The sequence below is a fragment of the Novosphingobium sp. genome (genome assembly GCF_027486195.1).
GTDB lineage: Bacteria > Pseudomonadota > Alphaproteobacteria > Sphingomonadales > Sphingomonadaceae > Novosphingobium.
In genome coordinates this window covers 19,383-45,481 of the sequence record NZ_JAIXPP010000086.1, presented here as the reverse complement: position 1 = coordinate 45,481, position 26,099 = coordinate 19,383, and the positions used below count along the sequence as shown (strand labels likewise).

General features: G+C 62.0%; 24 protein-coding genes and 2 pseudogenes. 18 read left to right on the top strand and 8 right to left on the bottom strand.

What is annotated here, in order from left to right; translation table 11 throughout:
- Nucleotides 1–24 precede the first annotated feature (24 nt).
- The 5 genes from Q0071_RS15605 to Q0071_RS15585 all read left to right on the top strand — a co-directional run bounded on the left by Q0071_RS15605 (nt 25) and on the right by Q0071_RS15585 (nt 4,709).
- The gene (locus Q0071_RS15605) at nt 25–708 is read left to right on the top strand and encodes a transporter (RefSeq protein ID WP_292633088.1); all 684 of its coding nucleotides are present in this window, start codon (nt 25–27) and stop codon (nt 706–708) included.
- A 213-nt stretch (nt 709–921) separates the two neighbouring features.
- A complete protein-coding gene (locus tag Q0071_RS15600; protein WP_292633093.1) occupies nt 922–2,265 on the top strand; it encodes an MFS transporter in 1,344 nt (447 codons plus the stop codon).
- Between the two features lie 104 nt (nt 2,266–2,369).
- Nucleotides 2,370–3,430 (top strand): IS630 family transposase gene (locus Q0071_RS15595; RefSeq protein ID WP_298171421.1). Its coding sequence is split into 2 segments (ribosomal slippage): nt 2,370–2,862 and nt 2,862–3,430, totalling 1,062 coding nucleotides; the frame shifts between segments, so codons are not numbered across the junction.
- Between the two features lie 320 nt (nt 3,431–3,750).
- Nucleotides 3,751–4,092 (top strand): YnfA family protein, encoded by a 342-nt coding sequence (locus Q0071_RS15590; RefSeq protein WP_292633133.1) that lies wholly within the window; start codon nt 3,751–3,753, stop codon nt 4,090–4,092.
- Nucleotides 4,089–4,709, top strand: coding sequence for a class I SAM-dependent methyltransferase (locus Q0071_RS15585; RefSeq protein ID WP_292633094.1), 621 nt, complete (start codon nt 4,089–4,091; stop codon nt 4,707–4,709). The genes Q0071_RS15590 and Q0071_RS15585 overlap by 4 nt, the downstream gene beginning before the upstream one ends.
- A 23-nt stretch (nt 4,710–4,732) precedes the next feature.
- Here Q0071_RS15585 and Q0071_RS15580 read toward each other — a convergent pair whose 3' ends face one another.
- From Q0071_RS15580 to copC, 6 genes and pseudogenes are all read right to left on the bottom strand, one after another.
- Entirely contained in the window at nt 4,733–5,161 is a 429-nt protein-coding gene (locus Q0071_RS15580) for a DUF411 domain-containing protein (protein ID WP_292633095.1), read from the bottom strand.
- A gap of 18 nt (nt 5,162–5,179) precedes the next feature.
- Nucleotides 5,180–5,977 (bottom strand): hypothetical protein, encoded by a 798-nt coding sequence (locus tag Q0071_RS15575; protein ID WP_292633097.1) that lies wholly within the window; start codon nt 5,975–5,977, stop codon nt 5,180–5,182.
- Nucleotides 5,974–6,708, bottom strand: a complete 735-nt coding sequence (locus Q0071_RS15570; RefSeq protein ID WP_292633101.1) for a PepSY domain-containing protein — start codon at nt 6,706–6,708, stop codon at nt 5,974–5,976. Before Q0071_RS15570 ends, Q0071_RS15575 begins: the two co-directional genes overlap by 4 nt.
- Nucleotides 6,709–6,781: 73 nt before the next feature.
- A pseudogene (locus Q0071_RS15565) lies at nt 6,782–9,061 on the bottom strand (heavy metal translocating P-type ATPase); the annotation flags it as partial.
- A 109-nt stretch (nt 9,062–9,170) separates the two neighbouring features.
- Nucleotides 9,171–10,106: a copper homeostasis membrane protein CopD gene (gene copD / locus Q0071_RS15560; protein WP_292633104.1), complete on the bottom strand. Its 936-nt coding sequence runs from the start codon at nt 10,104–10,106 to the stop codon at nt 9,171–9,173.
- A 4-nt stretch (nt 10,107–10,110) separates the two neighbouring features.
- Nucleotides 10,111–10,494 carry a copper homeostasis periplasmic binding protein CopC gene (gene copC / locus Q0071_RS15555; protein WP_292633107.1) on the bottom strand — a complete coding sequence of 128 codons (384 nt, stop codon included), beginning with the start codon at nt 10,492–10,494 and terminating at the stop codon, nt 10,111–10,113.
- 137 nt (nt 10,495–10,631) lie between these two features.
- On the opposite strand from copC, the gene Q0071_RS15550 reads away from it, so the two are divergent.
- From Q0071_RS15550 to Q0071_RS15500, 11 genes and pseudogenes are all read left to right on the top strand, one after another.
- The gene (locus Q0071_RS15550; protein WP_019053901.1) at nt 10,632–10,904 is read left to right on the top strand and encodes a hypothetical protein; all 273 of its coding nucleotides are present in this window, start codon (nt 10,632–10,634) and stop codon (nt 10,902–10,904) included.
- Nucleotide 10,905: 1 nt separating this feature from the next.
- Nucleotides 10,906–11,340: a Spy/CpxP family protein refolding chaperone gene (locus Q0071_RS15545; RefSeq protein WP_292633113.1), complete on the top strand. Its 435-nt coding sequence runs from the start codon at nt 10,906–10,908 to the stop codon at nt 11,338–11,340.
- Entirely contained in the window at nt 11,337–11,903 is a 567-nt protein-coding gene (locus Q0071_RS15540; RefSeq protein ID WP_292633114.1) for an RNA polymerase sigma factor, read from the top strand. Before Q0071_RS15545 ends, Q0071_RS15540 begins: the two co-directional genes overlap by 4 nt.
- A gap of 66 nt (nt 11,904–11,969) precedes the next feature.
- Nucleotides 11,970–13,895, top strand: coding sequence for a copper resistance system multicopper oxidase (locus Q0071_RS15535; RefSeq protein WP_292633117.1), 1,926 nt, complete (start codon nt 11,970–11,972; stop codon nt 13,893–13,895).
- A complete protein-coding gene (locus Q0071_RS15530; RefSeq protein ID WP_292633119.1) occupies nt 13,892–14,995 on the top strand; it encodes a copper resistance protein B in 1,104 nt (367 codons plus the stop codon). The genes Q0071_RS15535 and Q0071_RS15530 overlap by 4 nt, the downstream gene beginning before the upstream one ends.
- Nucleotides 14,996–15,016: 21 nt before the next feature.
- Nucleotides 15,017–16,540 (top strand): PAS domain S-box protein, encoded by a 1,524-nt coding sequence (locus Q0071_RS15525; RefSeq protein WP_292633121.1) that lies wholly within the window; start codon nt 15,017–15,019, stop codon nt 16,538–16,540.
- Nucleotides 16,530–17,138 carry a response regulator gene (locus Q0071_RS15520; RefSeq protein ID WP_292633136.1) on the top strand — a complete coding sequence of 203 codons (609 nt, stop codon included), beginning with the start codon at nt 16,530–16,532 and terminating at the stop codon, nt 17,136–17,138. Before Q0071_RS15525 ends, Q0071_RS15520 begins: the two co-directional genes overlap by 11 nt.
- A gap of 93 nt (nt 17,139–17,231) precedes the next feature.
- Nucleotides 17,232–17,627, top strand: coding sequence for a response regulator (locus tag Q0071_RS15515; RefSeq protein WP_298171399.1), 396 nt, complete (start codon nt 17,232–17,234; stop codon nt 17,625–17,627).
- Between the two features lie 81 nt (nt 17,628–17,708).
- Entirely contained in the window at nt 17,709–18,143 is a 435-nt protein-coding gene (locus tag Q0071_RS15510; protein ID WP_298171396.1) for a transposase, read from the top strand.
- A 29-nt stretch (nt 18,144–18,172) separates the two neighbouring features.
- Nucleotides 18,173–18,496, top strand: a complete 324-nt coding sequence (gene tnpB / locus Q0071_RS15505) for an IS66 family insertion sequence element accessory protein TnpB (RefSeq protein ID WP_298171393.1) — start codon at nt 18,173–18,175, stop codon at nt 18,494–18,496.
- A 31-nt stretch (nt 18,497–18,527) separates the two neighbouring features.
- Nucleotides 18,528–19,757 (top strand): annotated as a pseudogene (locus Q0071_RS15500) (IS66 family transposase); the annotation flags it as partial.
- 51 nt (nt 19,758–19,808) lie between these two features.
- On the opposite strand, the gene Q0071_RS15495 reads toward Q0071_RS15500, so the two are convergent.
- Nucleotides 19,809–22,778: a Tn3 family transposase gene (locus Q0071_RS15495; protein ID WP_053556553.1), complete on the bottom strand. Its 2,970-nt coding sequence runs from the start codon at nt 22,776–22,778 to the stop codon at nt 19,809–19,811.
- 140 nt (nt 22,779–22,918) lie between these two features.
- Between Q0071_RS15495 and Q0071_RS15490 the strand changes: the two genes are divergently transcribed.
- A complete protein-coding gene (locus Q0071_RS15490) occupies nt 22,919–23,488 on the top strand; it encodes a recombinase family protein (protein ID WP_011607925.1) in 570 nt (189 codons plus the stop codon).
- Nucleotides 23,489–24,012: 524 nt separating this feature from the next.
- Here Q0071_RS15490 and Q0071_RS15485 read toward each other — a convergent pair.
- Nucleotides 24,013–25,374, bottom strand: a complete 1,362-nt coding sequence (locus tag Q0071_RS15485; RefSeq protein ID WP_264424975.1) for an efflux transporter outer membrane subunit — start codon at nt 25,372–25,374, stop codon at nt 24,013–24,015.
- A gap of 148 nt (nt 25,375–25,522) precedes the next feature.
- Here Q0071_RS15485 and Q0071_RS15480 point away from each other — a divergent pair, with 148 nt between their 5' ends.
- Nucleotides 25,523–26,098, top strand: a complete 576-nt coding sequence (locus Q0071_RS15480) for a TetR/AcrR family transcriptional regulator (RefSeq protein WP_052209045.1) — start codon at nt 25,523–25,525, stop codon at nt 26,096–26,098.
- Nucleotide 26,099: the final 1 nt, after the last annotated feature.

Below are 26,099 nucleotides of genomic sequence, written 5' to 3'. Positions count from 1 at the left end.
ACCCGGCACCGAGAGGCGTTGACGATGGCAGCGCTCAAATTTTCCCTAATCCCGATGATCGCGATCATCATCGGCGCGCTGGTCGCCGGATGGCGCACGCCCGGTGAGAAGCTGGTCGCGGCCATGCAACACCTCGCGGCCGGCGTGGTGTTCGCCGCCGCTGCGACAGAGATCCTGCCGCTGGTGATGCACGGCGGTTCTCCGACGGCAACGCTGATCGGTGGGGCGCTGGGCGTCGCCGTGATGCTCGGCCTGAAGGCGGCGGAAAGCCGGTTTAAGGGACCGGTCGCGCTGCTCGCCGCAATCGGGCTCGACCTGGCAATAGACGGCTTGGTCCTCGGCCTCGCCTTCATCGCGGGCGAGAAGGCGGGTTCGCTGCTGGCCGTCGCACTGACCCTCGAAGTGCTTTTTCTGGCCCTGACCCTGACCAACGATCTGGCAGGCCGGTATCGCAAAGCAAAGGCGATCGGCCTTACCTGCGCGCTGGCGGTGCTAGTGCCGATCGGTACGCTGATCGCGCAGCCGGTGGCGTTGCTGGCACCGATATGGATCACCGGATTCCTGAGCTTCGGCCTGATGGCGCTGCTCTACCTCGTCATCGAAGAGCTGCTGGTTGAGGCACACGAAAGGCCAGACTCGCCTCTGATCAGTGCGATGTTCTTCGTCGGCTTCCTCGTGCTCCTGCTTATCGAGGAGATCATGGCATGACGGTCCCACCGGACGCAAAAAGTCTAGGCCGAGCGGCGCACGCTCAGGACCACGCTCTGGGGTTTGCGCATGGTGCTGACCGGGGGGCTGATGGCCAAACTCGTCGCCACCCGCGCATTCGGGCGGATGAACTTTCCGAGCTTCTCAAGGCAGATATATGGCGAACAACTATCGTGCTTGCCCGGTGCCGGTAGCGAGGGCAAGAGTACGAACATGCTGTCCGTCCTTGCCAATCGCACCTACCGTCATCTCCTCAGCGCACAGGTTATCGCGCTTATCGGCACGGGGCTCGCGACGGTTGCGCTCGGACTGCTCGCTTTCGACATCGCCGGAGGCAACGCCGGGGCCGTGCTGGGAACCGCACTGGCAATCAAGATGGTCGCCTATATCGGTGTTGCGCCTGTGGTCGGCGCCTTTGCAGACCGGTTGCCGCGCCGCGCCTTCCTTGTCGCCATGGATCTGGTGCGGGCCGCCGTAGCGCTCAACCTGCCGTTCGTCGATCAGATCTGGCAGATCTATGTTCTGATCTTCGTGCTGCAATCGGCCTCTGCCGCGTTCACCCCGACCTTTCAGGCGACGATCCCCGACGTGCTGCCCGACGAAGGGGACTATACCCGCGCGCTGTCGCTATCGCGGCTTGCCTATGACATGGAAAGCCTTGTCAGCCCGATCCTTGCGGCAGCCCTGCTTTCGGTGATCAGTTTTCACTGGCTGTTCGCGGGGACTTCGGTCGGCTTCATCAGCTCGGCGCTGCTGGTGGTTTCGGTCACATTGCCGCGCTCGCCGGCCAAGCCGCGCCCGGGCGGGATCTGGACCAAGACAACACGGGGTCTCCGAATCTACCTCAAGACGCCGCGCCTCAAGGGCTTGCTTGCACTCAGCCTGGCCTCGGCGGCAGCCAGTTCGATGGTCATCGTCAATACTGTAGTGATCGTGCGCGGTGGGCTCGGCTTCGGCCAGCGTGAAGTGGCACTCACACTTGCGGCCTATGGCTTCGGGTCGATGCTCGCTGCCTTGTTCATTCCGCGCCTGCTCGACAAGGTCAGCGATCGGACACTTATGCTAAGCGCGGCGGCGCTGCTGACCACCGGTCTGGCGGCCATGGCGCTGCTGACCGCAATATTTGGTAAAGGCGCGGGCTATTGGCCGCTGCTGCTGGCGGGCTGGTTCGTCCTCGGCATTGCCTATTCGATGAGCGTGACCCCGTCAGGCCGGCTGTTGCGGCGCTCGGCCAATGCCGACGACCGGCCTGCGGTCTTTGCTGCGCAATTCGCGCTGAGCCACGGCTGTTGGCTGATTTGCTATCCGCTCGCCGGACAAATCGGTGCCGTGCTGGGCCAGGTTGCGGCCTTCACTGTGCTGGCGCTGGTCGCGGGGATTGGAACGGTCGCAGCCCTATGGCTCTGGCCGTCGCACGAGCCCGAATCGCTCGCGCACAGCCATGACGACCTGCCGCCAGACCATGTCCATCTGCGCGAGCATCATAGCCTCGGCCAATCCACGGCCCATGCCTTTGTGATCGATGACATTCACCCTGACTGGCCGCGCACGGCCTGACCATTTCAGGCAGTTATACCAAGGCGCGCTGAGCCTGACTCACGCCAGGGATTCCCAAGCGGATGAAAATCTGATTCGACGTTGCAGGCACATGGAGGCTTGCGATGGCGGCAGCGATTGGGGTTCGATCTGACTACACATCGTCGGATTTGCGTGGGTTTGCGCGACGAAGTGGCGATGCCGATCAGGTCCGGCGTCTGTTGGCTGTTGCACTGATCCTGGACGGCAGGAGCCGTAGCGAAGCGGCGAAGATTGCCGGCGTGACGCTGCAGATCGTGCGCGACTGGGTTCTGCGCTTCAACGAGGGAGGTCCCGACGGTCTGGCAACGCGCAAGGCTCCGGGGCGGGCTTCGATCCTGAACGATGAGCAGCGCGCGCGGCTTGCCGAGATCGTCGAGGCTGGGCCAATTCCTGCAGCGCATGGGGTAGTACGCTGGCGGCTGTGCGATCTGGCGCAGTGGATCTGGTACGAGTTCGAGTTGTCGGTCACACGCCATACCCTCGGGCGCGAGCTTCGCGCTATGGGCTACCGCAAGCTCACGGCCCGGCCACGCCACCGTGGCCAGAAGAGCGATGACATTGCCGATTTTAAAAAAGGTTCGTCGCCCGTCTGGCGCAAATCAAGCGGCGGCTCCCGAGAGGTACGCCGATAGAGCTGTGGTGGCAGGACGAGGCCCGTGTCGGCCAGCAGACCAAGCTCACCCGGCGCTGGGCGAAGCGCGGAACCCGACCATCAGCGCCGAAGGATCAGCGTCGCTCCTCGGCATGGCTGTTCGGCGCGATCTGTCCGGCTGAAGGCAAGGCTGCCGGCATCGTCATGCCCCGTTGTAACAGCGAGGCGATGAGCATGCATCTCGAGGAGATCGCCTTCCACGTCGCGCCCGGGGCGCATGCGGTCCTTCTGCTCGATCAGGCCGGATGGCATGGATCGGCCGAACTGGTCGTGCCCCCCAACATCACGCTGATGCCGCTGCCGCCGAGGTGTCCGGAGCTCAACCCGGTCGAGAACGTCTGGCAGTTCATGCGCGACAATTGGCTGTCGAACCGCATCTTCAAATCCTACGACGACATCGTCGACCATTGTTGCTTCGCATGGAACAAGCTCGTCGATCAGCCCTGGCGCATCATGTCCATCGGAATGCGCCATTGGGCACATGGGTACTGATCAATGCACCTTGGTATTAGCCGACCGCCTCGGAACAGCGGATGGTCAAGATGGTGTAGCCAAATGCGCTACCCACGGCGCCGCTGAGCATTTCATGAACGGTAGCCTGTTACAATTTCCATTTGCATCAGAGCCTGATCCGAGATCGCAGTGACCCGTCCTTCGCATGCAAACTGCAACGGACTATTGCGATGAGAATGGAGGCCCTGTTCGGTATCGGCCTAGCCTGCGTCGCCTGTTGCGCCTTGCCCTTGATTGCACAGTGGGCAAAAGTTGCGGGTCCGTCTGTCCCACAGGTTCTGGAAGAAGCGGAATGCCAGATGAAGCAATTGGCCCTGTATCTCGTTGCGGCATTGGCCGAAATCGGCGGCTGCTTTGCCTTCTGGGCATGGCTGCGGCTTGATCGTTCACCGCTCTGGCTGCTTCCCGGAATGGCCTCGCTTGCTGGTTTTGCCTGGGCATTGACATTAAGCCAAGCGCCAGCGGCGGGACGCACATATGCGGCGTATGGGGGTATCTACATCCTGGCGTCACTGGTCTGGCTTTGGGCGGTGGAAGGCATTCGGCCCGATCGCTGGGACACGGCCGGTGCTGCGATTTGCCTGTTGGGCGCCATGATCATTTTCCATGGTCCGGGCCGAACGGGAACAGGAATCGGTTGACGACAGAAACGCGCCAGGCCCACTGGGACAAAGTCTACACGACCAAGGCCGACGACAGCGTGAGCTGGTTCGAGCAGTCCCCGGCGGTTTCTCTGGAACTGATCGAGGCGGCCGGGGTCGGTCTGGGTTCGATCATCGACATCGGCGGCGGTGCTTCGCGACTGGTCGATGCGCTGCTCGCCCTAGGCCATGCCCACGTCGCCGTGCTGGATCTATCTGCGCAGGCGCTCGAGATTACCAAGGCAAGGCTGGGGCCGCTTGCCAGCGCGGCCGAGTGGATTGTCGGTGATGTCACCCAGTGGCAGCCTGCCAAGCGGTTTGACCTCTGGCACGACCGCGCGGCCTTCCATTTTCTCACCACCCCCGAAGAGCAGACTGCCTATGTCAAGGCGCTCACCTCTGCGCTCAATCCGGGTGGTGTCGCAATCATCGGGACTTTCGCCCCCGACGGGCCGGAGAAATGCTGCGACTTGGCCGTCGCCCGCCACGATGCGGCCACTATCGGGATAGTGCTGGGGCCAGACTTCACTCTGCTGGATGAGCGTCGCTACGACCACATGACACCAGGCGGCAGTGTCCAGAAGTTCCAGTTCAGCAGCTTGCGGAAGGAGCGCTGAGCGAGCCGTCCACTGCCACCTGTTCAGTGCCGCGCATAGACATACGTTCCCCCGGGACCGAACGCGACCACATTGTAATGATCCGCCGGCCGGCCGGGCACTTCCATGCCTGGCGATCCCAGCGGCATTCCGGCAACCGCGAGCCCACGAACACCGCGAGGTTTCGCCGCCAGGGCACGCCGCATGTCAGCAATCGGCACATGGCCCTCGAACGCCATACCGTCGATGATTGCGGTATGGCACCCTGACAGCGAGGCAGGCAAACCTAAACGGGCATCGAGTGCGGCGCGGTTTGCATCATCGACGATGCTGACCTTGCGTCCGAACGCGGAACGCACCTGGGCTGCCCACTGCTCGCAACATCCGCATCCGGGATCACGGTGCATGACAATGTCGGACGCAGCCATTGCAGGGGTTGCGAAAAGCATGAGTGCCAGAACAAGTCTTTTCATCGACGGATTTCCTTCTAACTATGAAGCTGCATTGGCCGGGTGATTTCCGGCACGTTGGGGAAGCGCGAAGATCAGCACGACGATGGCGACAGCCAAAGCCGCCGACGCCATGGGTCTGCTCAAAGCAAGTCCGCCATGATCGACCGGCTTGTCGAGAAAATCGCCCACTGCCGCGCCGAGCGGGCGCGTCAATATGAAGGCGCTCCAGAACAGGATGGTCCGGTTGATTGTGGTACGGAAAAAGAGCACCGCCACCACCGCAAGCATCGCTGCAAAGATGGCTGCGGCTCCGACATAACCACGACCTCCCGTATCAGCCAGCCAATCGCCCAGCGCGGTTCCTAGGGTCTGCGAGAAGGTTATCGTGATCCAGTAGAATGTCTCGGCCCGCGGTTCGTGGACGCTTTCCACCGAGATCGTGCCCAAGGTTCTGTGCCATGCATAGAGCGAGGCCAGAACGCAGGCGAGTAGCAGCAGCGAGCCGCCGGTGTAGCCAATTCCGATCGAACGGGTCGCATAGTCGGCCATGGTCGTCCCGGCCGTCGTTGAAGCGATGATGGTTGCCCAATAGAGAACGGGGTGAAATCGCCTTGCCTGCACTTGCCACCAGACCAGCAGCACCAGCAGTCCGAGGAAAATCGCGGTGCCGACCAGATAGCCCAGATTCATCGTCATGCTGACCGTGTCGCCGCCGGTTTCCCCAAGCGTGGTCGCGAGGATCTTGATGACCCAGAAACCGAGCGTTACCGCTGGAACCTTGGCCAGATCGGAAAGCGTAGGCGCCCCGTTTTGATCAAGCGCATCTGGGCTGTTCATGGCCTCGTAAACTCCTCGGCTGTATTGTGCGGATCGGACGCGCTGACCGGAGTCCCCCGCAGAACTTTGCGCCGACGCCGGACTGGCCATCGCATAAACAACAGGACGGTGCCGGCCAGACCAGAAATCAATCCACCGATGGCGAAGCAGAGCAGCCACCATGTGTTGAAGTTTTGGTGGTTCTTCCAGTCCATGATGTGCAGGCTCCAGAAGAAATCGTAGAGCCGCCATGTGCTGCTACGGACCGCGAGAATCCTTCCGGTATCTCTTGAAACATAGACGTGTGTCGTATCGTTGATAGTGACCTGCCAAGCCGGCAACGGCCCCCGAAATTCTGGCGACAGGTTCTCGACTTCGGTGACCTTGATCTCAGGATTCCCGCCACCCTTCCAGCTTTCGCGGGCGATCCTGGCAGCCTGATCCTTCGAGATTTGTAGCATTCGGGCGCCGGTCGACGGATCAAACAAAAAGGTCCTTCCGCCTGACTTTGCCTCGGCCAAGAGGCGGCCTTGACCCATTCGAAGCGTGATTTCCTCGACTGGGCCTGGTATTCTGGATAGCAGTTCACCAAGTGGACGCACCGCCGAAACACCCGTGATTGGCGGCTGTGCCTTGCGATCGACAAGGTGTTCTCCGTGCACGCGCTCGATCGGCAATGCGCTCATCACAAGGCCGCTCGTCATCCAGATGAGGACCTGCAATCCAATAATCAGAGACAGCCATTTGTGCATGCGGCTTGCTGTCAAATGCACTCTGGTACGTAGGGATCTCATGAAAATCTGACGTCCTGTTGTCGCGGCTTGCTCAAATGGTGGCCCGGTTAAGTCGAAGCGCATTCGTCACGACGCTAACGGATGACAGCGCCATCGCTCCCGCCGCAATCATTGGTGAGAGAAGGATGCCGAACAGCGGATAGAGAAGACCTGCCGCCACCGGCACGCCGGCGGCATTGTAGATAAAGGCAAACACCAGATTCTGGCGGATGTTCGACATTGTCGCTTGGCTCAGGCGGCGGGCGCGAACGATGCCCATAAGATCGCCCTTGAGCAGCGTGACGCCGGCACTTTCGATGGCGACGTCAGTCCCTGAGCCCATGGCGATCCCAACGTCGGCCGCCGCAAGCGCCGGGGCATCATTCACGCCGTCACCTGCCATGGCAACCACGCGGCCCTCGCTCTTCAAGCGCGCGACAACAGCGCTCTTCTGATCGGGGAGAACGTCCGCCTCGACTTCGTCGATCCCGAGCCTGCGCGCGACCGCCTCTGCCGTGGTCCGGTTGTCACCCGTCAGCATGACCACGCGGATGCCTTCGCGGCGCAAGGCATCAAGTGCCTCGGGTGTCGTCGGCTTCACCGGATCGGCGATCGCGATGGCACCAGCGGCCTGTCCATCAATGCCGACAAAGATAGCCGTCGCGCCCTCGCGTCGCAGATCGTCCGCTGCTGCCGTAAGCGCAGCCGTGTCGATGTTCTGCTCCGTCAAAAAACGTGCGTTGCCGAGTACGATCCGCTTGCCCTCGACTGTGCCCAGAGCGCCGCGCCCGGTGGGGGAGTCGAACTCGGCAACCTGCGCCAGCACGAGGCTGCGCGCCTTTGCGGCCTCGACGATGGCGAGCGCAAGCGGATGCTCGGACGATTGCTCGACCGCCGCAGCAAGACGCAGAACATCCTCTTCTGTGTGACCCGGTGAGGGCACGATCGCGGTGACCGCCGGACGCCCCATCGTGAGCGTCCCGGTCTTGTCGACAACGAGCGTGTCGACCTTTTCCATGCGCTCCAGCGCTTCGGCATTCTTGATGAGCACGCCAAGGCCAGCGCCTCGTCCTACGCCGACCATGATCGACATCGGCGTGGCGAGGCCAAGTGCGCAAGGGCAAGCGATGATCAGCACCGCGACCGCCGCAACCAGGCCATAGGCAAAGCGCGGCTCTGGTCCCCAAATGCCCCATCCCACGAAGGCAAGAACGGCGATAGCGATCACCACAGGCACGAACCAGCCCGAGACCTGATCGGCCATGCGCTGGATCGGCGCACGCGAGCGCTGGGCTTCGGCGACCATCTGGACGATGCGGGCGAGCATCGTGTCCCGGCCCACCTTGGTCGCGGAGATGACCAGTGCACCGGTCTGGTTGAGCGTGCCGCCGATGACATTATCGCCCTTGGCCTTGGTGACCGGCATGGATTCGCCGGTGACCATGGATTCATCAAGCGACGAGCGGCCGTCCTCGACAATTCCGTCGACAGGCACCTTTTCGCCAGGACGGACACGCAAGCGATCACCGACCCCTATAGCTTCGAGGCTGACCTCCTCATCGCTGCCATCGGCAAGAAGGCGGCGCGCGGTCTTGGGTGCAAGGCCAAGCAATGCCTTGATTGCGCCAGAAGTGCGTTCGCGGGCCCTGAGTTCCAGAACCTGGCCCAAAAGAACCAGCACGGTGATCACCGCGGCGGCTTCGAAATAGACAGCAACACTGCCATCGGCATTGCGGAACGCCGGTGGGAACAACTCAGGCGCAAGCGCCGCGAACATACTGTAGACCCATGCGACCCCGGTGCCCATCGCGATCAGGGTAAACATGTTGAGGTTTCGGGTCTTGAGCGATGCCCAACCCCGCACGAAAAAGGGCCAACCCGCCCAAAGCACGACCGGCGTAGCCAACACGAGTTGGATCCAGGTCGAGAGCCGCATCGGTACGATGTGATGAAGCGCGGGGAAAATGTGGCCGCCCATCTCCAGCACCAGCACGGGCAGCGCCAGTATAAGGCCGATCTTGAACCGCCGGGTCATGTCGATCAGTTCGGGGCTGGGCCCGCTGTCGAGACCGACTTCGGCAGGCTCAAGTGCCATGCCGCAGATAGGGCAAGCCCCCGGGTGATCCTGCCGCACCTCGGGGTGCATCGGACAGGTCCAGATCGTCCCAGCAGGCGCATCGACGGGCTCGGGCGGTGTCAGGTAATGCTCGGGATCAGCAACAAATTTGGTGCGGCACTTGGCGCTGCAAAAGTGCCACTCTTGATCACCATGATGTGCATGATGAAGGGTCACGGACGGATCGACAGTCATTCCGCAAACAGGATCACGTACAGAAACCGGTTGGTGATTTGCAGCGAGTCCATTGTCGCCATGCTGATGGCCGCCAGAGTGATTAGGAGTCATGTGTCTGTTCTCCAGCTGCCGCGCTCATCAGAAGGCATCACGATGCTACCGGCGTTGTGTTCGGTGCCAACGTCCCGAGCCATGCTACCAGGACCAGTATCCCGATCCCCAAGCCAAATTCCAGAACAATGCTCCGTCGCAGCGGCTTTAGCGCTCGCTCAGGATCACCATTCTCGACGGCTGCGGAGAGGGCCGGCGTGAGCCGCAACCGGTTCACTCCGGCCAACCCGAGCATGCCCACAAACAAGACCATTTTCAGGGCCAGCAACTGGCCATAAGGTGCCGCCAAAGCGGCCCAGGGATCTCCGTCGCGCAAAATGAAAAAAGCATTTGCGAGACCCGTCAGCAGTAAAATCACAACCAATGAAGATCCAACAGTTGCAAAGTCGGCAAGCACCCTGCACGTCTGCCTTGCCTCGTCAACTTGACCACTTCCCGCGCGAAACAGCATCCACAAGAATCCTGCCAATGCGCCGATCCAGGTGGAGGCTGCGAGGAGGTGAAGTATGTCGGCTGCCAAATGTACCCATCCGACCGTCCCATCGGTCGCTGCACCGTGACCGGACCAGGTTAGGGTGGCCAAAGCCACCCCGCTTGCCGATGCCTGGGCCGCCGAACTGGACAAACGCCACAGGGCGGCTGCAACAGCCATGATAATCACTGCCAATAGAGCGGCGAGGCGGACCTTGAGTGCCAGACCTAGAGCTGTTTCCCCAAGCAGGGATTGAACAGTGGCCTTGTCCACCTCGGCAAACGGTACACCGGCCATGCTGCTGACTTGCACGGCGAAGCCAAGAACCGACAGCGCCGCCGCCGAAGCTGCGACGATCAGCAATGCCACCGCATGTCGGACATTTGCATCGGACGGGCGATCACTGCCGAGTGACAGGCGCTTGAATGCGGTCAGCCCGAACAATAGGCCAAGACTTACGAACAGCGCCCATCTCAGGGCTATGATCCCCCAGTCCTCCACGCGATCAGCGCACAGTAAAAGCGAGAGTGCCGTTGATGCGGTGCGTATCGCTCGAGACGACGTGCCACTGCACGCTATAAGTTCCTGCCATGAGGGGCCGCCCGAATGTAGCGACCAGGGTCTTGCCATCCTCGCTGACCGAGGTCTTGTATCCGGTCATTTTCATATTGTGGTTGGGCATGCCTGGCATGCCGGTCATCGTGACTTCCATGCCCGAAACAGCGGCAACAAGGGGCTCGCTGAACGTCAGGGTGATGCGATTGGTCGGGGCGGTGGCGGCCTTGTCGGCCGGCTGTGCCGTCACGAGCTTCGGATGGGCGAGCGCCGGCGTGGCAATCGCGGCTCCGGCGGCCAGGACGCTTGCAATCAAACTGCGAAACTTTTTCATGAATGGCTCCTTCGCGGGCTCAGGTTGCCCGTGTTGAATACGCGCCGCGCTTGGACACCCCTCAAAAATTTCTGCGTCCATATGAGGGCATTTCACCTTTGCTGCGTATTCAACCATGGATATGGGAGAAATGAGCCATGACGGACCTTGATCAACTTCTGGAACGACTGCGCAACGAGCCGCCGCCCGCGCGCCTCGCGTTGATCGACGACGCGGTCATGACGGAGCTCGCCAGACGGCGGGCCATCGTTCCCATCAACCGTACGGGCCTCAGCCTCGCGGCAGCGATCGCTTTGTTCATCGGGGTTGGTGGTTCGATGTTGTCCGGTGCACCTGCCGACGCCGCACCCATTTCCCCTCTCGGCGTTCCGGCCGCTTTGGCGCCTTCAACCTTGCTGATGTCGCGCTGAAATGGCTTGGCGAAAGACCCTCGTTTTCGCGCTTGTTGCATTCGCATTCGCGGTTATCGGGGCACTTGCGGGTCAGGCCTTGATCCGAACTGCCTCGCCGGAAAGCGAGTTGCACGAGATGCTGCACCACCAACTCGAACTCGATGCCAAACAGGAAGCGCAGATCGAAGTAATCGAGCAGCGTTTTGCGGTGCGTCGCCAGGCTTTGGAACTGGAACTTCGCGCGGACAACGCACGTCTCGCCGAGGCGATCGAGTCCGAGCATGGATATGGCCCAAAGGTGTCCGAGGCAATCGACCGGTCGCACGATGCGATGGGGCAGATGCAGAAAGAAACGCTTGAACATATCTTTGCGATGCGATCCGTCCTGACCCCGGAACAGGCGTCCAAATTTGATCGGGCGATCGTCAAGGCGCTCACAGGCAGGGAGCGGTGACAGGGCAACTCTCTGAGCTTGAAGATCAGGACTTGGCTTCGTTAGCCATCGGCGGAAACCAGACCGCTTGTAGCGAGCTTGTCCGCCGGCATCGTGATTGGGTGTACAGGCTTGTTCGCGCGCAGATCGGCGATGCGGATGAAAGCCTGGATGTCACACAGGGGGCATTCATCGCGGCGTTTGGCGCCCTTGACCGCTTCGATCGGGCGCGCCCTTTCAAGCAATGGCTGGCTCGTATTGCTTTGAACAAGTGCAAGGACTGGAGGCGGCGTGCGCTGGTGCGCAGGTTTATGCTTGCAGCAGCCCCTTTGACGGAAGCTGAAGAGGTGGCTGATCCGGCTCCAGGAGCTGACATAGCGGCCTCCGACCGATCCGAATTAAAAGTGATCCTGAAGGCAATTTCCGAATTGCCCGCTTCATTGCGCGAACCCCTCATCCTCCGGACCATTGATGCGCACACACAGGCGGAAACCGCACAGATCCTCGGATTGAGCGAGAAGGCCGTCGAAGCGAGGGTTTATCGGGCGCGGGCGCGATTGATGGACAAACTCAAAAAAGTTTGAGGGGTTGAGCATCGGGGTGCGTATTCATTTGCAGTGGCTCCAAACCCCATAGGCAGAAACACCCCCATGACGACAATCGTCGGACGTAGAGATATCCTTCGTGGATCAGCGCTGGTGGGAGGGGGTATCGCACTTGCCTCCTTCTTTCCGGCCTGGGCCAAACCTGTATCCTCCGGCATCGCAGCGCCGCTTCCCACCGTCAGCGGTGAAGACATCAAGCTGACAATCGCCCGCCAATCGATGATGATTGACGGGAAGGCGTTCCGCGCAATCGGTGTGAACGGCACGGTTCCAGCGCCCCTGATCAGGCTGCGCGAAGGTCAGCGGGTGCGGTTGCACGTCCACAACCAGCTTGAGGAAGACAGTTCGATCCACTGGCACGGTCTGCTCGTTCCTCCGGAACATGATGGCGTGCCCGGGGTATCCTTTCCCGGGATCAAGCCAGGCGGAAGCTATCTTTATGAGTTCGATGTAAAGCAAAACGGCACTTACTGGTACCACAGCCACTCGGGATTGCAGGAACAGGAAGGCCATTACGGACCGATCGTGATCGATCCGGCGGGGGCGGATCCTGTCCAATTTGACCGGGAGCATGTCATAGTGCTTGCGGATCATAGCCCGCTTACTCCTGCTGCGATCTTCCGTAGGCTGAAGGCCAATCCGGGCCATTTCAACTTTCAACGTCAGACCTTGTCAGGCCTGCTCGGAGGGAAGGATCAGCCCCTCAAGGAGCGTCTCGACTGGGGTCAGATGCGCATGGATCCGGCCGATATTTCTGACGTGACCGGCTCGACCTATACATTCCTGGTCAACGGGCATGGACCGGAAGACAATTGGACGGCCCTCTTCAAACCGGGCGAGCGCGTGCGCCTGCGGGTAATCAACGCGTCAGCCATGACCACCTTCAATGTCAGAATTCCGGGTCTCACCCTGCAAATTGTTCAGGCTGACGGGCAAAATGTCATGCCTGTCGATGTTGACGAGTTCCAAATCGGCGTTGCCGAGACCTACGACGTTGTCGTCCGCCCCACCGCAGACTTGGCCTATACCTTTGTCGGCGAAGCCGTTGATCGTTCCGGCATGGCCCGTGCCACATTGGCTCCGCGCCCAGGCATGAGCGCTGCGGTTCCGGCCCTTCGCAAGCGCCCATTGGCGACGATGAAGGACATGGGAATGGACATGCCCGGCATGGGGGGGATGGACATGAAGGGTCGCGGAGTCGACCCAACCGCTGAACAGAACGCGTCCGCAGGTCTGGCAACGGCTGCTGCCGCTGCCGGATCGGCGATGGAGATGGGGACCACGAGTGGGCCATCCGGCCCCGCGGACATGTCGGGTATGGATCACTCCTCGATGGCCAGCATGGACCATGGCAGCATGGCGGGAATGGATGGAGCGTCCGGGATGGCGGACCATTCAGGCCACCAGATGGGATCAATGAATATGCGCGACTTCGGCAATGCGCCGCAAGTCAAGCGTGACCCTGGAGTCCAGACAATCTCCCCCATGCCAGTCGATCGCATGGGGGACCGGGGACAGGGCCTGCAGGATGTCGGCCACAGGGTGCTCGTTTATACAGACCTTATAGCACTCGAGCGAAATCCCGACGTCAGGGCTCCGTCGCGCAGCCTCGATATCCATCTTACCGGGAACATGGAACGCTTTATGTGGTCGTTCGACGGGCGGAAGATGTCAGACGTTCATGAGCCGATCCCTTTCACCGAAGGCGAGAGGGTGCGCGTCAATCTGATCAATGATTCCATGATGGCGCACCCCATCCATATTCATGGACACTTCTTCGAATTGGTCACCGGCCATGGCGACCGTGCGCCAAGAAAGCACACAGTTATCGTGCAACCTGGCGGGATCGCCACTTGGGACTTCACGGCCGATGCTGTCGGCGACTGGGCATTCCACTGTCATCTCCTTTACCACATGCATGCTGGCATGATGCGCGTTGTCAGTGTCCGTCCCAAGGGAGACGCGGCATGAGCACGCTTCGCACAGCATTAATAACGGCGGCCACCTTAGGCCTGTCCGTTCCGGCGTGGGCACAGGACCATTCGATGGACAACATGCCGGGCATGGAAATGCCGGCTCCAAAAAAGGCAGCCCCCAAAAAAGCCAAGGCGTCTCCCGCAAAACCAAAGCGAGCGACGCCTGCTCCCGTCGAGAAACCCCCGGCACCTGCAGCCCGGCCTGCGGCACCTGAGGTCGATCACAGCAAAATGAACCACGGACCAACAAGCGACACCGTGATCGACCATGGGGCGATGGGCGAAATGCCGATGCCAGCTGCGGAAGGCGAAGCGGCCGCAGAAGGCATGGCGATGTCGGGCACGGCATTGCCTCCTGGAAGTGCGCCGCCACCCCCTGTCCCAACGGATCGCTATGCGGACCGTCAATTCCCTCCCGGAGAAATGGCGCGCGCTCATGCGGAAATGATGAAGGAAAGTGGGGGGCTCAATTTCGGCGCGGCACTTCTCAACATCGCAGAATATCAGGCCCATCGCGGCCGTGATGGCTATCGATGGGATGGTGAGGCCTGGTACGGCGGCGACATCAATCGGCTGTGGATCAAGAGCGAAGGTGAAGGCGAGCTTCGCCGTGGTCTGGACAGTGGCGAAGTGCAACTTCTGTACAGCCATGCCATCGACCCCTACTTCAATCTGCAGGCCGGTATCCGACAGGATATAGGGCCATCGCCGCGCCGTACCTATGCAACCATCGGCTTTGAGGGCTTGGCTCCCGGGATGTTCGAGGTCGAAGGCGGCGTCTTCCTGTCGAACAAGGGCGAGGTCATTGGACGGGTCGAAGGCTATTACGACCAGCGCATTTCGCAGCGCCTCATCTTCCAGCCACGCGTCGAGCTCAATTTCTCCGCGCAGGACATTCCTGAGATCGCGATTGGCTCTGGCCTGTCAAATGTCGAACTCGGCGCGCGGCTCAGATACGAGATCAAGCGTCAGTTCGCGCCCTACATTGGCGTTTCGTATTACCGCAAACTTGGAGACACAGCCAGCTACGCGAGGGCTCGCGGGGAAGATGTTCACGCCACAAGCTTCGTGGCGGGCGTCCGGTTCTGGTTTTAATCTGGAGGCGAACAAAGGGGCATGGATGAAATTGCCGGCGGCAATGCGGAACTGAGCGATCTTGTGCGCCTTGCGTTTGCGCAATCGGCGAAGCACGTTCAGCTCATTCTTGATCCGCACGGAAAGATCCTCGCGCTCAATGGCGAAGGCCATCGAGCGGACCAATGGGCGTCTGCCGAGTGCGTGGGCAGCTCGCACGAGTTGTTCTATTCATCTGAAGAAAAGGCCGCGGGCCTGCCGGATATTGATCTGGCCACAGCGGCGCGCGAGGGTGGCTACGAGCGGGAAATGTGGCGTTTACGGCGCTCGGGCACAGAATATCTGTCGCGAATGACGATTACGGCCTTGCAACAAGAGAGCACTCTGCACGGCTTCCATGTCATGGCCCGGGATATCACGCACGAGGCGGCCATCCGGGCGGCGAATGACACGCGTGAGCAGCACCTCCAGTCGATCCTGGATACCGTCCCGGACGCGATGATCGTCATCGACGAGCTCGGAGTGATCGTGTCTTTCAGTGCCGCGGCACAGCGTCTCTTCGGATATGAAGAGGGTGAAGTCGTGGGCTGCAATGTGAGCTGCCTGATGCCTGCGCCCGACAAGGAGCGGCATGACGACTATATCCGGCATTACCGAGAAGGAGGAGAGCCTCGTATTATCGGGACCGGACGCACTGTGACAGGCCGTCGTCGTGACGGAACAGACTTTCCCATGCATCTCTCGGTCGGCGTCGCCGGGCATCACGGAGACCGCGTCTTTACTGGCTTCATCCGAGATCTCTCTGAGAAAGAACGCGACGATCTCAAAATGCGCGAGCTGCAGGCCGAACTGATCCATGTGTCGCGGCTCAGCGCGATGGGGACCATGGCATCCACCCTGGCGCATGAACTGAATCAGCCGCTGACAGCAGTTGCCAATTACCTTGAGGAAACGAGAGACATTCTCGCCGATCCTCAAGGCACCCCGATGGCCATAGTTCAGGAGGCCCTGTCGGAGGCAGCCAAGGAGACCTTTCGGGCGGGTTTCATTGTCAGACGTCTGCGGGAATTTGTCGCGCGCGGTGAAGTCGACAAGGTTGTTGAGGATCTGCGCCTAGTTATCGACGACGCAGCCCAGCTGGCGCTTGCGGGCGCCAAGGAAAGTGGTGTTCGCACGCTCGTGAACCTTAATCCGCTGGCCAAGCATGTATTGGTGGACAAGGTCCAGATCCAGCAAGTCCTGGTCAATTTGCTCCGAAACGCTGTCGAAGCGATGGCCTCGTCAACAGTACGGGATCTTCATATCGCAACATGCAAGCGTCCCGACGGATTCATCGAAATCAGCGTTCGGGATACGGGGCCGGGTGTCGCCGCAGAAATCAGGCCCCGCCTTTTCGAAGCCTTCGTCAGCAGCAAGATTGACGGGATGGGGCTGGGGCTATCGATTTGCCGGACGATCGTTGAGGCCCACGGTGGACGCATTGCAGCAGAATATCCGGACGATGGCGGCACCATTTTCAAGTTCACCCTGATCGATGCCGATGCGGAGGAAGATGATGAACGCTGACCGCGTTGTGCACCTTGTGGATGACGAGGAGGCAATCCGGAAGTCTGCCGGGTTTGTGCTGTCCCGGGCCGGGTTCAAGGTTCATCCCCACGGCTCTGGAGTCGAGTTTCTCAAGCACGCAAAACACGCTCCAATTGGCTGCGTTTTGCTGGACGTGCGAATGCCGGACATGGATGGGCTCGAGGTTCAGCGGGTGATGGCCGAGCGCGGGATCAACATGCCGGTCATCGTTCTGACCGGACATGGTGATGTAACCACGGCTGTGCAGGCCATGAAGGCCGGCGCTGTCGAGTTTCTCGAAAAGCCGTTTGAAAAGGCCTCACTGCTCGATGCATTGGAGCGCGCATTCGGGCGACTAGAGCAGAATGACGCGCGTGAAATCGAAGAGCGGGAGGCTCGCACCAAGATTGCAGCGTTGACACCGCGCGAACGGGAAATTCTCGAAGGCCTCGCCAAGGGCTACCCGAACAAGACGATTGCATATGACCTTGGCTGCTCGTCCCGCACGGTCGAAGTGCACAGGGCGAGCCTGATGCAGAAGCTGGACGTCCACAGCCTTTCCGATCTTCTGCGAATAGCGATTGCAGCGGGCCTTTAGCGGATTCGAGCCGCGGTTGCGATATCTACGTACGGACTGCTTTCGCGCACTCTGCGACTGTCGCTGGTATCGATTTTCACAATCTCGGAACCCATGTCCGACGGACTCATCAATCTCGACGTTAAGCGGCTCAAGGTTCTCGTCACCGACGATGAAGCTGGCATTCGCCGATCGCTGCAACTTTTGCTGCACGCGAAGGGCTACGACGCGCACTGTTACACCACCGCGTCTACCTTACTGGCAGATCACGAGGCGCGCTCGGCCGATTGCATCATCGCCGACTACAACATGCCTGATATCGATGGCCTCAGTTTACTCCAAGCGCTCCGGAAAACCGGCTGGCACGGGGACGCCATCTTGATTACGGCCTATTGCAGCGATGACCTGACGCGGCGCGCCAAGGCTTGCGGATATGCCGAAGTTATCGCGAAACCCTTTATCAGGCGGCCCATCCTCGACGCACTGCAACGCTTCTGCGAATGTCGGTAAGCGTCGGCCTGGCCCCACCTTGCGGGGCTGAAGCACAGCGCCGAGTCTCCGCGCCCTGATCGGGTGGAGGGCGCTGGTGCTATGACGATGCCATGTGATGATGCTGGCACTAGCCGGGCAATGCGCTTCGAGGTGTTCACTGGCGCGGGGCGGCGGCGGGATTGGCCGCCAGAGGTGAAGGCATCGATCCTGGCCGAGAGCTTTTCGGGGCAGGAGACGGTCTGCTCGGTTGCGCGGCGGCACGGCATGAGCCCATCGCAACTGTTCACCTGGCGCCGGCAACTGCGCAAGCAGATGGAGAGCGAGGGCGCAGGCGTCCCGGCATTCGTCCCCGCTATCGTCGATGTTGCTCCGGCAGAGGAGCCAGCAGCTGCGATGCAGCGTCCGAAGCGTCGGCGGCGCTCCAAGGCGAGCGCAGTGGAACTGGAGATCGACGGCGTGGCGGTGAAGATCAGCCGCGGCGCGGATGCCGGGGTGATTGCCGCGGTGATCGAAGCGCTCCGGGCCACCCGATGATCGGACCCGGCGCAGGTGCCAAGGTGATGGTGGCAACCCGCCCAGTGGACTTCCGCAAGGGACCCGACGCCTTGGCTGCGCTGGTGGGTGCGGAGTATGGCGGCGATCCCTATTCCGGCGTGATCTACGTGTTCCGGGCCAAGCGCAGCGACCGGATCAAGCTCGTCTGGTGGGACGGCACGGGACTGTGCCTGATGGCCAAGAGACTGGAGTCTGGCGGGTTCAAGTGGCCGGCGATCCAGGACGGTGTGATGCGGCTGACGGCGGCGCAGCTGGGGGCCTTGCTCGAGGGTCTGGACTGGCGCCGGGTGCATGGCGGACGCCGTCCGATCGCCCCGCAGATTGCCGGTTGACGGGGGTTCCTCCTGCTGATTCACTCCTTCCATGCTCATGGAAGCGGACCTTCCCAACGACGTCGAAGCGCTCCGCGCGCTCGTCCTCGAGCAGGCCCGCGAGCTTGATGCGCTGAAGGTTTTCCAGGCCGAGATCGAACGCCTAAAGGCGATCATCGAGGCCCTGCAGCGGCACCGGTTCGGCCGCCGGTCCGAGCAACTCGATCCCGACCAGTTCGAGCTTGCCCTGGAGGAGGTCGAGACAGCTCTGGCCGACGCCCAGCACGCCGTGGCCAAGGCAAGCAAGGCATCGGCGGATCGCCCGCGCAAGGCCAACCGCGGCTCTCTGCCTGCTCACCTGGAGCGGATCGAACAGATCGTCGATGTCGAGGAAGTCGACGGCGTCAGGGCCTGCCCGTGCTGTGGCGGCGCGCTCCACCAGATCGGTGAGGACGTGGCCGAGCGTCTTGACGTGGTGCCGACCACTTTCCGTGTGCTGGTCACGCGCCGTCCGCGCTATGGCTGCCGCTCGTGCGAGGGCGCGATCGTGCAGGTGCCGGCCCCGGCGCGCATCGTCGAGGGGGGCATCCCCACCGAGGCTCTGATCGCGCAGGTGCTGGTCGCCAAGTACGCCGATCACATGCCGTTATACCGCCAGGCCCAGATCTACGCCCGGCAGGGCATCCAGCTCGATCGCTCGACCCTGGCGGACTGGGTTGGTCGGGCAGCCTGGTACCTGCGCCCCTTGCGCGATCACATCCTCGAGCGATTGCGACGATCCGAGCGGCTGTTCGCGGATGAGACCACGGCGCCGGTGCTCGATCCCGGGCGCGGGCGGACCAAGACGGGCCAGCTCTGGGCCTATGCCCGGGACGATCGACCATGGGGCGGGGAAGATCCGCCGATGGTGGCCTATGTCTATGCCGCTGACCGCAAGGGCGAGCGGGCCGAAGCCCATCTCGGTGACTTTGCCGGGATCCTGCAGGTCGACGGCTTTGGCGGCTATGCCGCTCTGGCCAAGCGCCGGCAGCAGGTGAGCCTGGCCTTCTGCTGGGCACACGTGAGGCGCAAGTTCTACGAGCTGGCTGACAGCTCCCCGGTCGCGACCGAGGTGCTGCGCCGGATCGCCATGCTCTACGCGATCGAGGACGAGGTTCGTGGCACCTCGGCGGAGCAGCGCCGTGCCGTGCGTGCCGAACGGGCCCGGGTCATCGTCGATGATCTGCACGTCTTCCTAGAGGCGCGGCTCCGGCAGGTCAGCGCCAAGAGCAAACTGAGGGCATAGCGTGGAAGGTACGCTAAACAACGCTAAGGGAGAACAACCGAGGAACGCTTAGGCGGCGCGGCTGTCCGGCGGAAGATTGAGGGCCTTGCGGCCAGCGGAAGCGGCGGCTCGATCCCAGAGGAAATCGCCGGAAAAGGCAATATGCTCCCAGCCAACCGGCGACGTATGGACAAGCAGATCATCGGGGACCGGGGCCGCTGCCGATCGCAGATGCTGGGCGGCGTCGGCCATGTAGATCGTGTTCCAATAGACGATCGCCGCGATGACTAGGTTGAGGCCTGATGCCCGATATTGTTGAGCTTCATGGCTGCGGTCGATGATGCGGCCCTGGCGGAAGGTGTAGATCGCTTGCGTCAGGGCATGGCGCTGCTCGCTGTTGTTAAGGCCGGCATGGCATCGCCGGCGCAGATCGGGATTTTCAAGCCAGTCCAGCATGAACAGGGTCCGTTCGATCTTGCCGATCTCCTGTAGTGCGACGTCGAGCTGGTTCTGCCGTTCGTAGGCGGCGAGCTTTCGCAGCATGACCGACGGCGCGACGTGGCCAGCCTTGATCGACCCCACGAGGCGCAGCACGTCGTCCCATTGTTCATTGATGATGTCGGTGCGGATACGCTTGCCCAACAACGGGGCGATGGACGGATAGGCCGAAACCGGCGCGATCGGCGCAAGCCGCCTGTCCGGAAAGTCGCGCAGGCGCGGGCAGAAGCGAAATCCCAGCATCGCGCACAGGGCGAAGACATGATCGGTCGCTCCGCCGGTGTCGGTGTAATGCTCGACGATCCTGAGATCGGTGCCATGGCTGATGAGGCCGTCGAGGACATAGGGCGCTTCATGCGTGGCGGCCGAGATCACATTGACGTGGTAGGGCCCGCGCTGATCGGAAACATGGGTGTAGAAGCTGAAGCCATGATCGACGCCATAGCGGGCGTTGATGTCGCCGCCCGATGCGCCGCGCTTCGCGCCCCTGAAGAACTGACCATCGGAACTGGACGTTGTGCCGTCGCCCCATACCCGCGAGAATGGCAGGCGGTGGTGCGCGTTGATGAGGACGGCGAGCGCCGCGCGGTAGCTCTCGTCGCGGATATAGGCGTCATGGGTCCATAGGAGTTGATCGCGCGTGACGCCCTGGCTCGCGGCGGCCATGCGCGACAGGCCGAGATTGGTGGCGTCGGCGAGGATCGTGGCGAGCAGCGCATTTTCATTGGGACATAGCTCGCCGGTGCGCAGGTTGGTGAACGCCGAAAGAAAGCCAGTTTCCTGCGCCACCTCATGTAGCAGTTCGGTGATACGGATGCGTGGCATCATCGCATCGAGCCGGTCGGCCAGGGCTTCGGCGTCGGGCGTTGCGATCGTGCGAACGGGGGATATCTGGAGGCGGCCGTCGCGGTATCGCACACCCTCCAGAGCGTCGCGCTTCAGGCTCCGGGCGAATTTCTTCAGCCGCCAGTCCAGTTCGCGGCCCCGCTGTTCGAGCCATTCGCCGGCTGTGGGTGGCAGACCAAGAGCCGACACGATCGGCTTGGCCTTCGGTTCGCTTAGCAGGTAGCTGTCGAACTGGCGGTATCCCGTCGATCGTTCCACCCAGACATCACCGGAGCGCAGCTTGTTGCGCAGATGCGCGATAGTCGCGATTTCCCAGAGCCGCCGATTGATCTTGCCGTCATCGCCCATGACGATTTTCTGCCATTCCTTGCGGAAGGGCATCGGAGCGTCGGCAGGCAGATCGCGCTTGCCCGACCTATTGAGGTCGCGCAGCATCTCGATAGCGGCAATCGTTTTCGCGCTGCCCTTTCCGGCCCTGAACTGCAGCGCTTCAAGCAGATCAGGGGCGAACTTGCGCAACGTCGCATAGCGGTCGGCCGCGACCCTCAGCGGATCAAGATTGGCGGTTTCCGCGATCGTCGCCACTTCCGGTCTGGCCTTCAGGAGGGTGTGCCATCCTACTGAGGCATCCAGGACCTCCATAGGATCTTCGCCAGTATCGACTGCATCGGTGAGCGCGTCGATCGTCCTGCGGAAGATCAGCATCAGCCGGGCCACGTTCTTCGACGTGGCGGCATAGCTGCGCGCCTGGGCGTTCTTCGCGCGGGTGAAGATGCCGCCGATCAGCTTGTCCGCCATCTCCAGGGCGCTGTCCGTCAGCCGTTCTTCAAGATCGAGCAGGAAGGCAACGAGCGTGGCGCGTCGCCGGGAGGGAATATAGCGCTCGATCATATAGGCAGGCGACGCACGGCCTTCCCTGACATATTGCCGAAATCGGTCCGCGTGGATGCGGCCCGCGACGTCGGGGGAAATGCCGATCTTCCGCACCTGCCTCAGACGGTCGAGGATCTGGCGGACGTGATCGGGCTTGGCCGCGACGGGGATGGTCTTAAGCAAGGCGAGATGGCTCATGCCGCCGGCGGCGTCGAAGAGCTGATCGAGGGCCTGGACCTGTTCGGCGCTGAGATCGGCGATCAGGGCGTGGGCGGCCTGCTTGCGCGCGCGGGCACGTCCCGCGCTGCTGGCGCGTTCGATGGTGGAGATGGACGGCAGCAAAATCCGGGCCTCGCGCAGGGCGGTGACCACGCCCATCGCAATCGTCATCCCCTTGTCGGTCGCCCATGCCGTTCTCGCGGCCGCCTCGACCATGAAGGGAATATCGGCGCGGGTTGGCCCCCGAAGCCCCAAACGCGCCGCCAGCTCACGGGCATGATCCGTCATTGTCTGATCCCGCGCCGCATAGTTGGCCAGCTCGGTTACGTGCAGACCAAGTTGCTCCGCGACGAAAGCGGCGAGATCATGGGGTATTGCTCCCCTGTCCTGTATCAACTGCGCAAGCGTGATGCCCGGGTGCCGCAGGAGCGCGAGTTGCAGCGCCACGCCCAACTGGTTCCGTCGCTCCCGTCGCGCGCCGATGATCTCGATATCGGAAGGCTCGAAGGTATAGAGCCGGGCCAAATGGTCGCGATCGGTCGGGATGGCGAGTATCTGATCGCGTTCGCTCTCGGTCAGGAGTTGATGCTTGCGCTTCGTCATGCCGTTTCCTGTCCACAAAAGGTCATCTGGGCCTATGGACAGCGAGGAGTAAAGAGACATAGTATGTGGACGGATATGGGTGGGGCGCAGCGGCTGCCCTCCATAGCGTCCACAGAACGACCGTTTGGGAGACGTGCGGCATGGGTGATATTCTGGGCTATGCCCGCGTCAGCACCGGCGATCAGGACGTTGCGGGCCAGACCATGCGTCTGGAGAAGGCTGGCGCCATCAAAATCTTCACCGATGTCATTTCAGGTAAGAGCATGGAACGGCCCGGTCTGGCTGAGCTAATCGCCTATGCCCGCAAGGGTGACACGCTGGCGGTGGTCCGCCTCGATCGGCTTGGGCGCTCGCTTGCCGAACTTCTCACCACGGTTGAGACGCTACGCGGTCAGGGCATCGCGCTCCTGAGCCTTGAAGAAAAGATCGACACTTCGTCAGCTGCCGGCGAGCTCATCTTCCATGTGTTTGGGGCCATCGCCCATTTTGAGCGACGGCTGATTTCTGAGCGAACCAGAGATGGTATTGCCGCCGCCCGTGCTAAGGGCAAACAGCCTGGCCGTCAGCCGCTGGACATGTCCAAAGTGGATGCGGCCATCAAGCTGGTCGAAGCTCGTATCTCGCCTACCGAAGCAGCGCGGCAACTCGGCATCGGCCGATCGACCATTTATCGCGAAATGCGTAGGATGGGAATCGAACGGCCCGCCTGATTAAGCGCCCGTCCGTTCGCATCGAGCGTTCGCCATGCGTTCTCGCTTAGCGTTGTTTAGCGTACTTTCCACGCTATGCCCTCCGCTTCGATCACGGCCGCAATCATTCCAGCATCGGCGCCACTCGCGATCTTCACCGCAACGCCGTCGATCTCCAGTTCCATGGCCGTCGCCGCTTGCCGCGTCGCGCCGGAGTTGGAGAAGCGGCAGGTGCCGGTGGAACGGTCGGTTCGATCAGTGCTGGCACAAACGTTTCGGAGACCGGCTCTGCCGCTAACGGCGCCAATCTGTGGTCCACCAACTGCCGATGCAAGTTCTTGCGCCAGGCGCAAATCTGCGACGGATCCAACCCATGGCGACGCGCCACAGCACTCACCCCCACACGCACAAGGTGGGTGTGAGACACCGCTCTTACGATGCAAAAGCCGACGAACACGAGATCACCCGCATCAAATACCATGTAACATGCAGCCGCCAGAGAAGATGATATACAATCCGTTATCATCTCCCAGACTCGACGGTTATCAGTTCACCCCCATCGCCAACGCCTTTTGGAGCGCAACAAACTGCGTTGTCAGAGCCATGCGAGCCTGGACCAGGAGATCTTCTGCCGCCAATTGCTCATTTTCGGCGGCCAGAGCCACGAGCGCGGAAGATCGCCCCACGCGCCAGGATTGCTGGACAAGGTCATTGCTGTGAACGGCTGATAGGCCATTGCGCGCCTGCATCGCAAACATCTTGCGGGCTTCGCCGAACCGGTTGAGCGAGCCCTCCGCATCCTGGAGGGCGGCGAGCACCGTGGCGCGATACCCTGCTGCAGCCTCATCGCGACCGGCGACAGCCTGATCCACACCTGCCCGCCCGCGCCCGAAGTCGGCCAGATTCCACTGGATCGTCGGGCCCGCGACCGACCAGAGATTGTCCGCACTCGTGATATCGCCCTTCAGCGCGCCGCCAAGACCGACTACGCCGGCAAGGCTGACCCTGGGCATCCGGGCAGCTTCCGCCACGCCGATACCGGCGTTTGCGGCGTGAAGACGTTGCGCGGCTGCCCTGATGTCGGGACGCCGTGCAAGCATGGCCGCAGGATCGCCTACCGCCACCTCGACCGGAGGAAGCGGAACCGTGCCGGGCCCATCGAGCATGGTGTCGAGCGCACCCGGTGCCTCTCCCGCCAGCACGGCGATCGCGTCCTTGTGATCGTTCACTTCCGCTTCCAGGGCAGCAACCGTCTGTCGCCTGGCCTCCACGCCGCGGTCGGTCTGCTCGCGCTCGATACGCGACACCTTGCCCGCCCCTTCGAGCTGCGCGGTGAGATCGGCGATCTTCTGCTGGTTGGTGAGCAAATAGCGGGCAATCTCCAGACGCTGCCGGCTTGCGCGCAGCGCGATATATTGGCGCGCGATCTCTGCAGTCAGAGTGAGACGCGTATCGTCCGCATCGGCTTGCGCCGCGCCGAATTGCGCGCGCGTCGCCTCGATGTTCCGTCGCGCGCCGCCGAAGAGATCAATCTCCCACAGCGCGTCGAACCCCGCGAGGAACAGCGACGAGGATTTGGCCTCTCCGCCCGTCACCAACCCCGGTGCCTGGATATTCCCCGCACCGGCCCCGGCGCCGACAACCGGCGCCAGGGCCGCGCGCGCGCCGCGCATCTGGGATCGCGCCTGTCGGACGCGCGCTTCGGCCACCTCGATGGACGGGTTCGAAGACAGCGCGCGTGTGATCAGCTGATCGAGAAGCGGGTCGTTCAAGGTCCGCCACCATGGCGTCAATTGCGGCGGTACCGGCATCGCGGCCTGATCGGCGCGCACGAAGGTCTTGCTCATCGAAGCCGGCGGCGGCGGTGCCCCATGGAAATTCGGCCCCATCATGCATCCACCGAGCATCGGTATCAGCAGGAGCGGCGGGACAAGAGGAAGCACACGCATTGGCAGAATCTCCGGTTCGGATCGCCTCGGCACAAGCCCGCTGGACAGCCATCGGCGAATCGCTTACTAGCGCACTTAACGGTCGTTCAACAAGTGAGCTTTTCTGATGTCCGATATGCGATCCCAACTGCTCGACACAGCCGCCCGCCTGTTCGCGGAGCGCGGCTATAAGGCCGTGTCGATGCGGGACATCGCCAAGCTGGTCGGCGTGACGCAGGCCAACCTCTATTACCATTTCCGGGACAAGGCCGACCTGATCGAGGCCACGCTTGCCTCGGTGTTCGAGGCCCGCGCCCAGGAGCTGGATGCGTGGCTGGCCCGGCATCCCTCGAACCAGATCGAAGCCTTCGTTCGATGGTTCGTCCAGATGCTCATGACCGACCGGATCTTCGCCCGTCTGCTTTATCGGGAATTGCTGGACGGGGACGAAGCCCGCATCGCCGCCCTTTCGCGCACAGTGCTCCAAAAGCCGTTTCATTCCATCGTCGCGGCAGTGCGGAAAGGCAGGTTGGACGTGCCCGCCAGGGAAGTCGCGCTGTCGCTAGTCGGCTTCGCCCTGGGGCAAGTACTGGTTCTGCCTCTAGCGCCCGGGCTGACCGGAGAAAGCGAGACAGCCGACACAGTGGATCGGGTGGTGGCGCGGTTCCTAGCCCTGATCCAACCCGCGACGGTGGAGGCCTGAC

Excerpts from the sequence above, each read along its gene's own strand:
- Q0071_RS15605 (WP_292633088.1), top strand. The coding sequence starts at position 25 with ATGGCAGCGCTCAAATTTTCCCTAATCCCGATGATCGCGATCATCATC.
- Q0071_RS15600 (WP_292633093.1), top strand. The coding sequence starts at position 922 with ATGCTGTCCGTCCTTGCCAATCGCACCTACCGTCATCTCCTCAGCGCA.
- Q0071_RS15590 (WP_292633133.1), top strand. The coding sequence starts at position 3,751 with ATGAAGCAATTGGCCCTGTATCTCGTTGCGGCATTGGCCGAAATCGGC.
- Q0071_RS15580 (WP_292633095.1), bottom strand. The coding sequence starts at position 5,161 with ATGAAAAGACTTGTTCTGGCACTCATGCTTTTCGCAACCCCTGCAATG.
- Q0071_RS15575 (WP_292633097.1), bottom strand. The coding sequence starts at position 5,977 with ATGAACAGCCCAGATGCGCTTGATCAAAACGGGGCGCCTACGCTTTCC.
- Q0071_RS15570 (WP_292633101.1), bottom strand. The coding sequence starts at position 6,708 with ATGCACAAATGGCTGTCTCTGATTATTGGATTGCAGGTCCTCATCTGG.
- copC (WP_292633107.1), bottom strand. The coding sequence starts at position 10,494 with ATGAAAAAGTTTCGCAGTTTGATTGCAAGCGTCCTGGCCGCCGGAGCC.
- Q0071_RS15550 (WP_019053901.1), top strand. The coding sequence starts at position 10,632 with ATGACGGACCTTGATCAACTTCTGGAACGACTGCGCAACGAGCCGCCG.
- Q0071_RS15545 (WP_292633113.1), top strand. The coding sequence starts at position 10,906 with ATGGCTTGGCGAAAGACCCTCGTTTTCGCGCTTGTTGCATTCGCATTC.
- Q0071_RS15535 (WP_292633117.1), top strand. The coding sequence starts at position 11,970 with ATGACGACAATCGTCGGACGTAGAGATATCCTTCGTGGATCAGCGCTG.
- Q0071_RS15530 (WP_292633119.1), top strand. The coding sequence starts at position 13,892 with ATGAGCACGCTTCGCACAGCATTAATAACGGCGGCCACCTTAGGCCTG.
- Q0071_RS15525 (WP_292633121.1), top strand. The coding sequence starts at position 15,017 with ATGGATGAAATTGCCGGCGGCAATGCGGAACTGAGCGATCTTGTGCGC.
- Q0071_RS15520 (WP_292633136.1), top strand. The coding sequence starts at position 16,530 with ATGAACGCTGACCGCGTTGTGCACCTTGTGGATGACGAGGAGGCAATC.
- Q0071_RS15515 (WP_298171399.1), top strand. The coding sequence starts at position 17,232 with ATGTCCGACGGACTCATCAATCTCGACGTTAAGCGGCTCAAGGTTCTC.
- Q0071_RS15510 (WP_298171396.1), top strand. The coding sequence starts at position 17,709 with ATGACGATGCCATGTGATGATGCTGGCACTAGCCGGGCAATGCGCTTC.
- Q0071_RS15495 (WP_053556553.1), bottom strand. The coding sequence starts at position 22,778 with ATGACGAAGCGCAAGCATCAACTCCTGACCGAGAGCGAACGCGATCAG.
- Q0071_RS15490 (WP_011607925.1), top strand. The coding sequence starts at position 22,919 with ATGGGTGATATTCTGGGCTATGCCCGCGTCAGCACCGGCGATCAGGAC.
- Q0071_RS15485 (WP_264424975.1), bottom strand. The coding sequence starts at position 25,374 with ATGCTCGGTGGATGCATGATGGGGCCGAATTTCCATGGGGCACCGCCG.
- Q0071_RS15480 (WP_052209045.1), top strand. The coding sequence starts at position 25,523 with ATGTCCGATATGCGATCCCAACTGCTCGACACAGCCGCCCGCCTGTTC.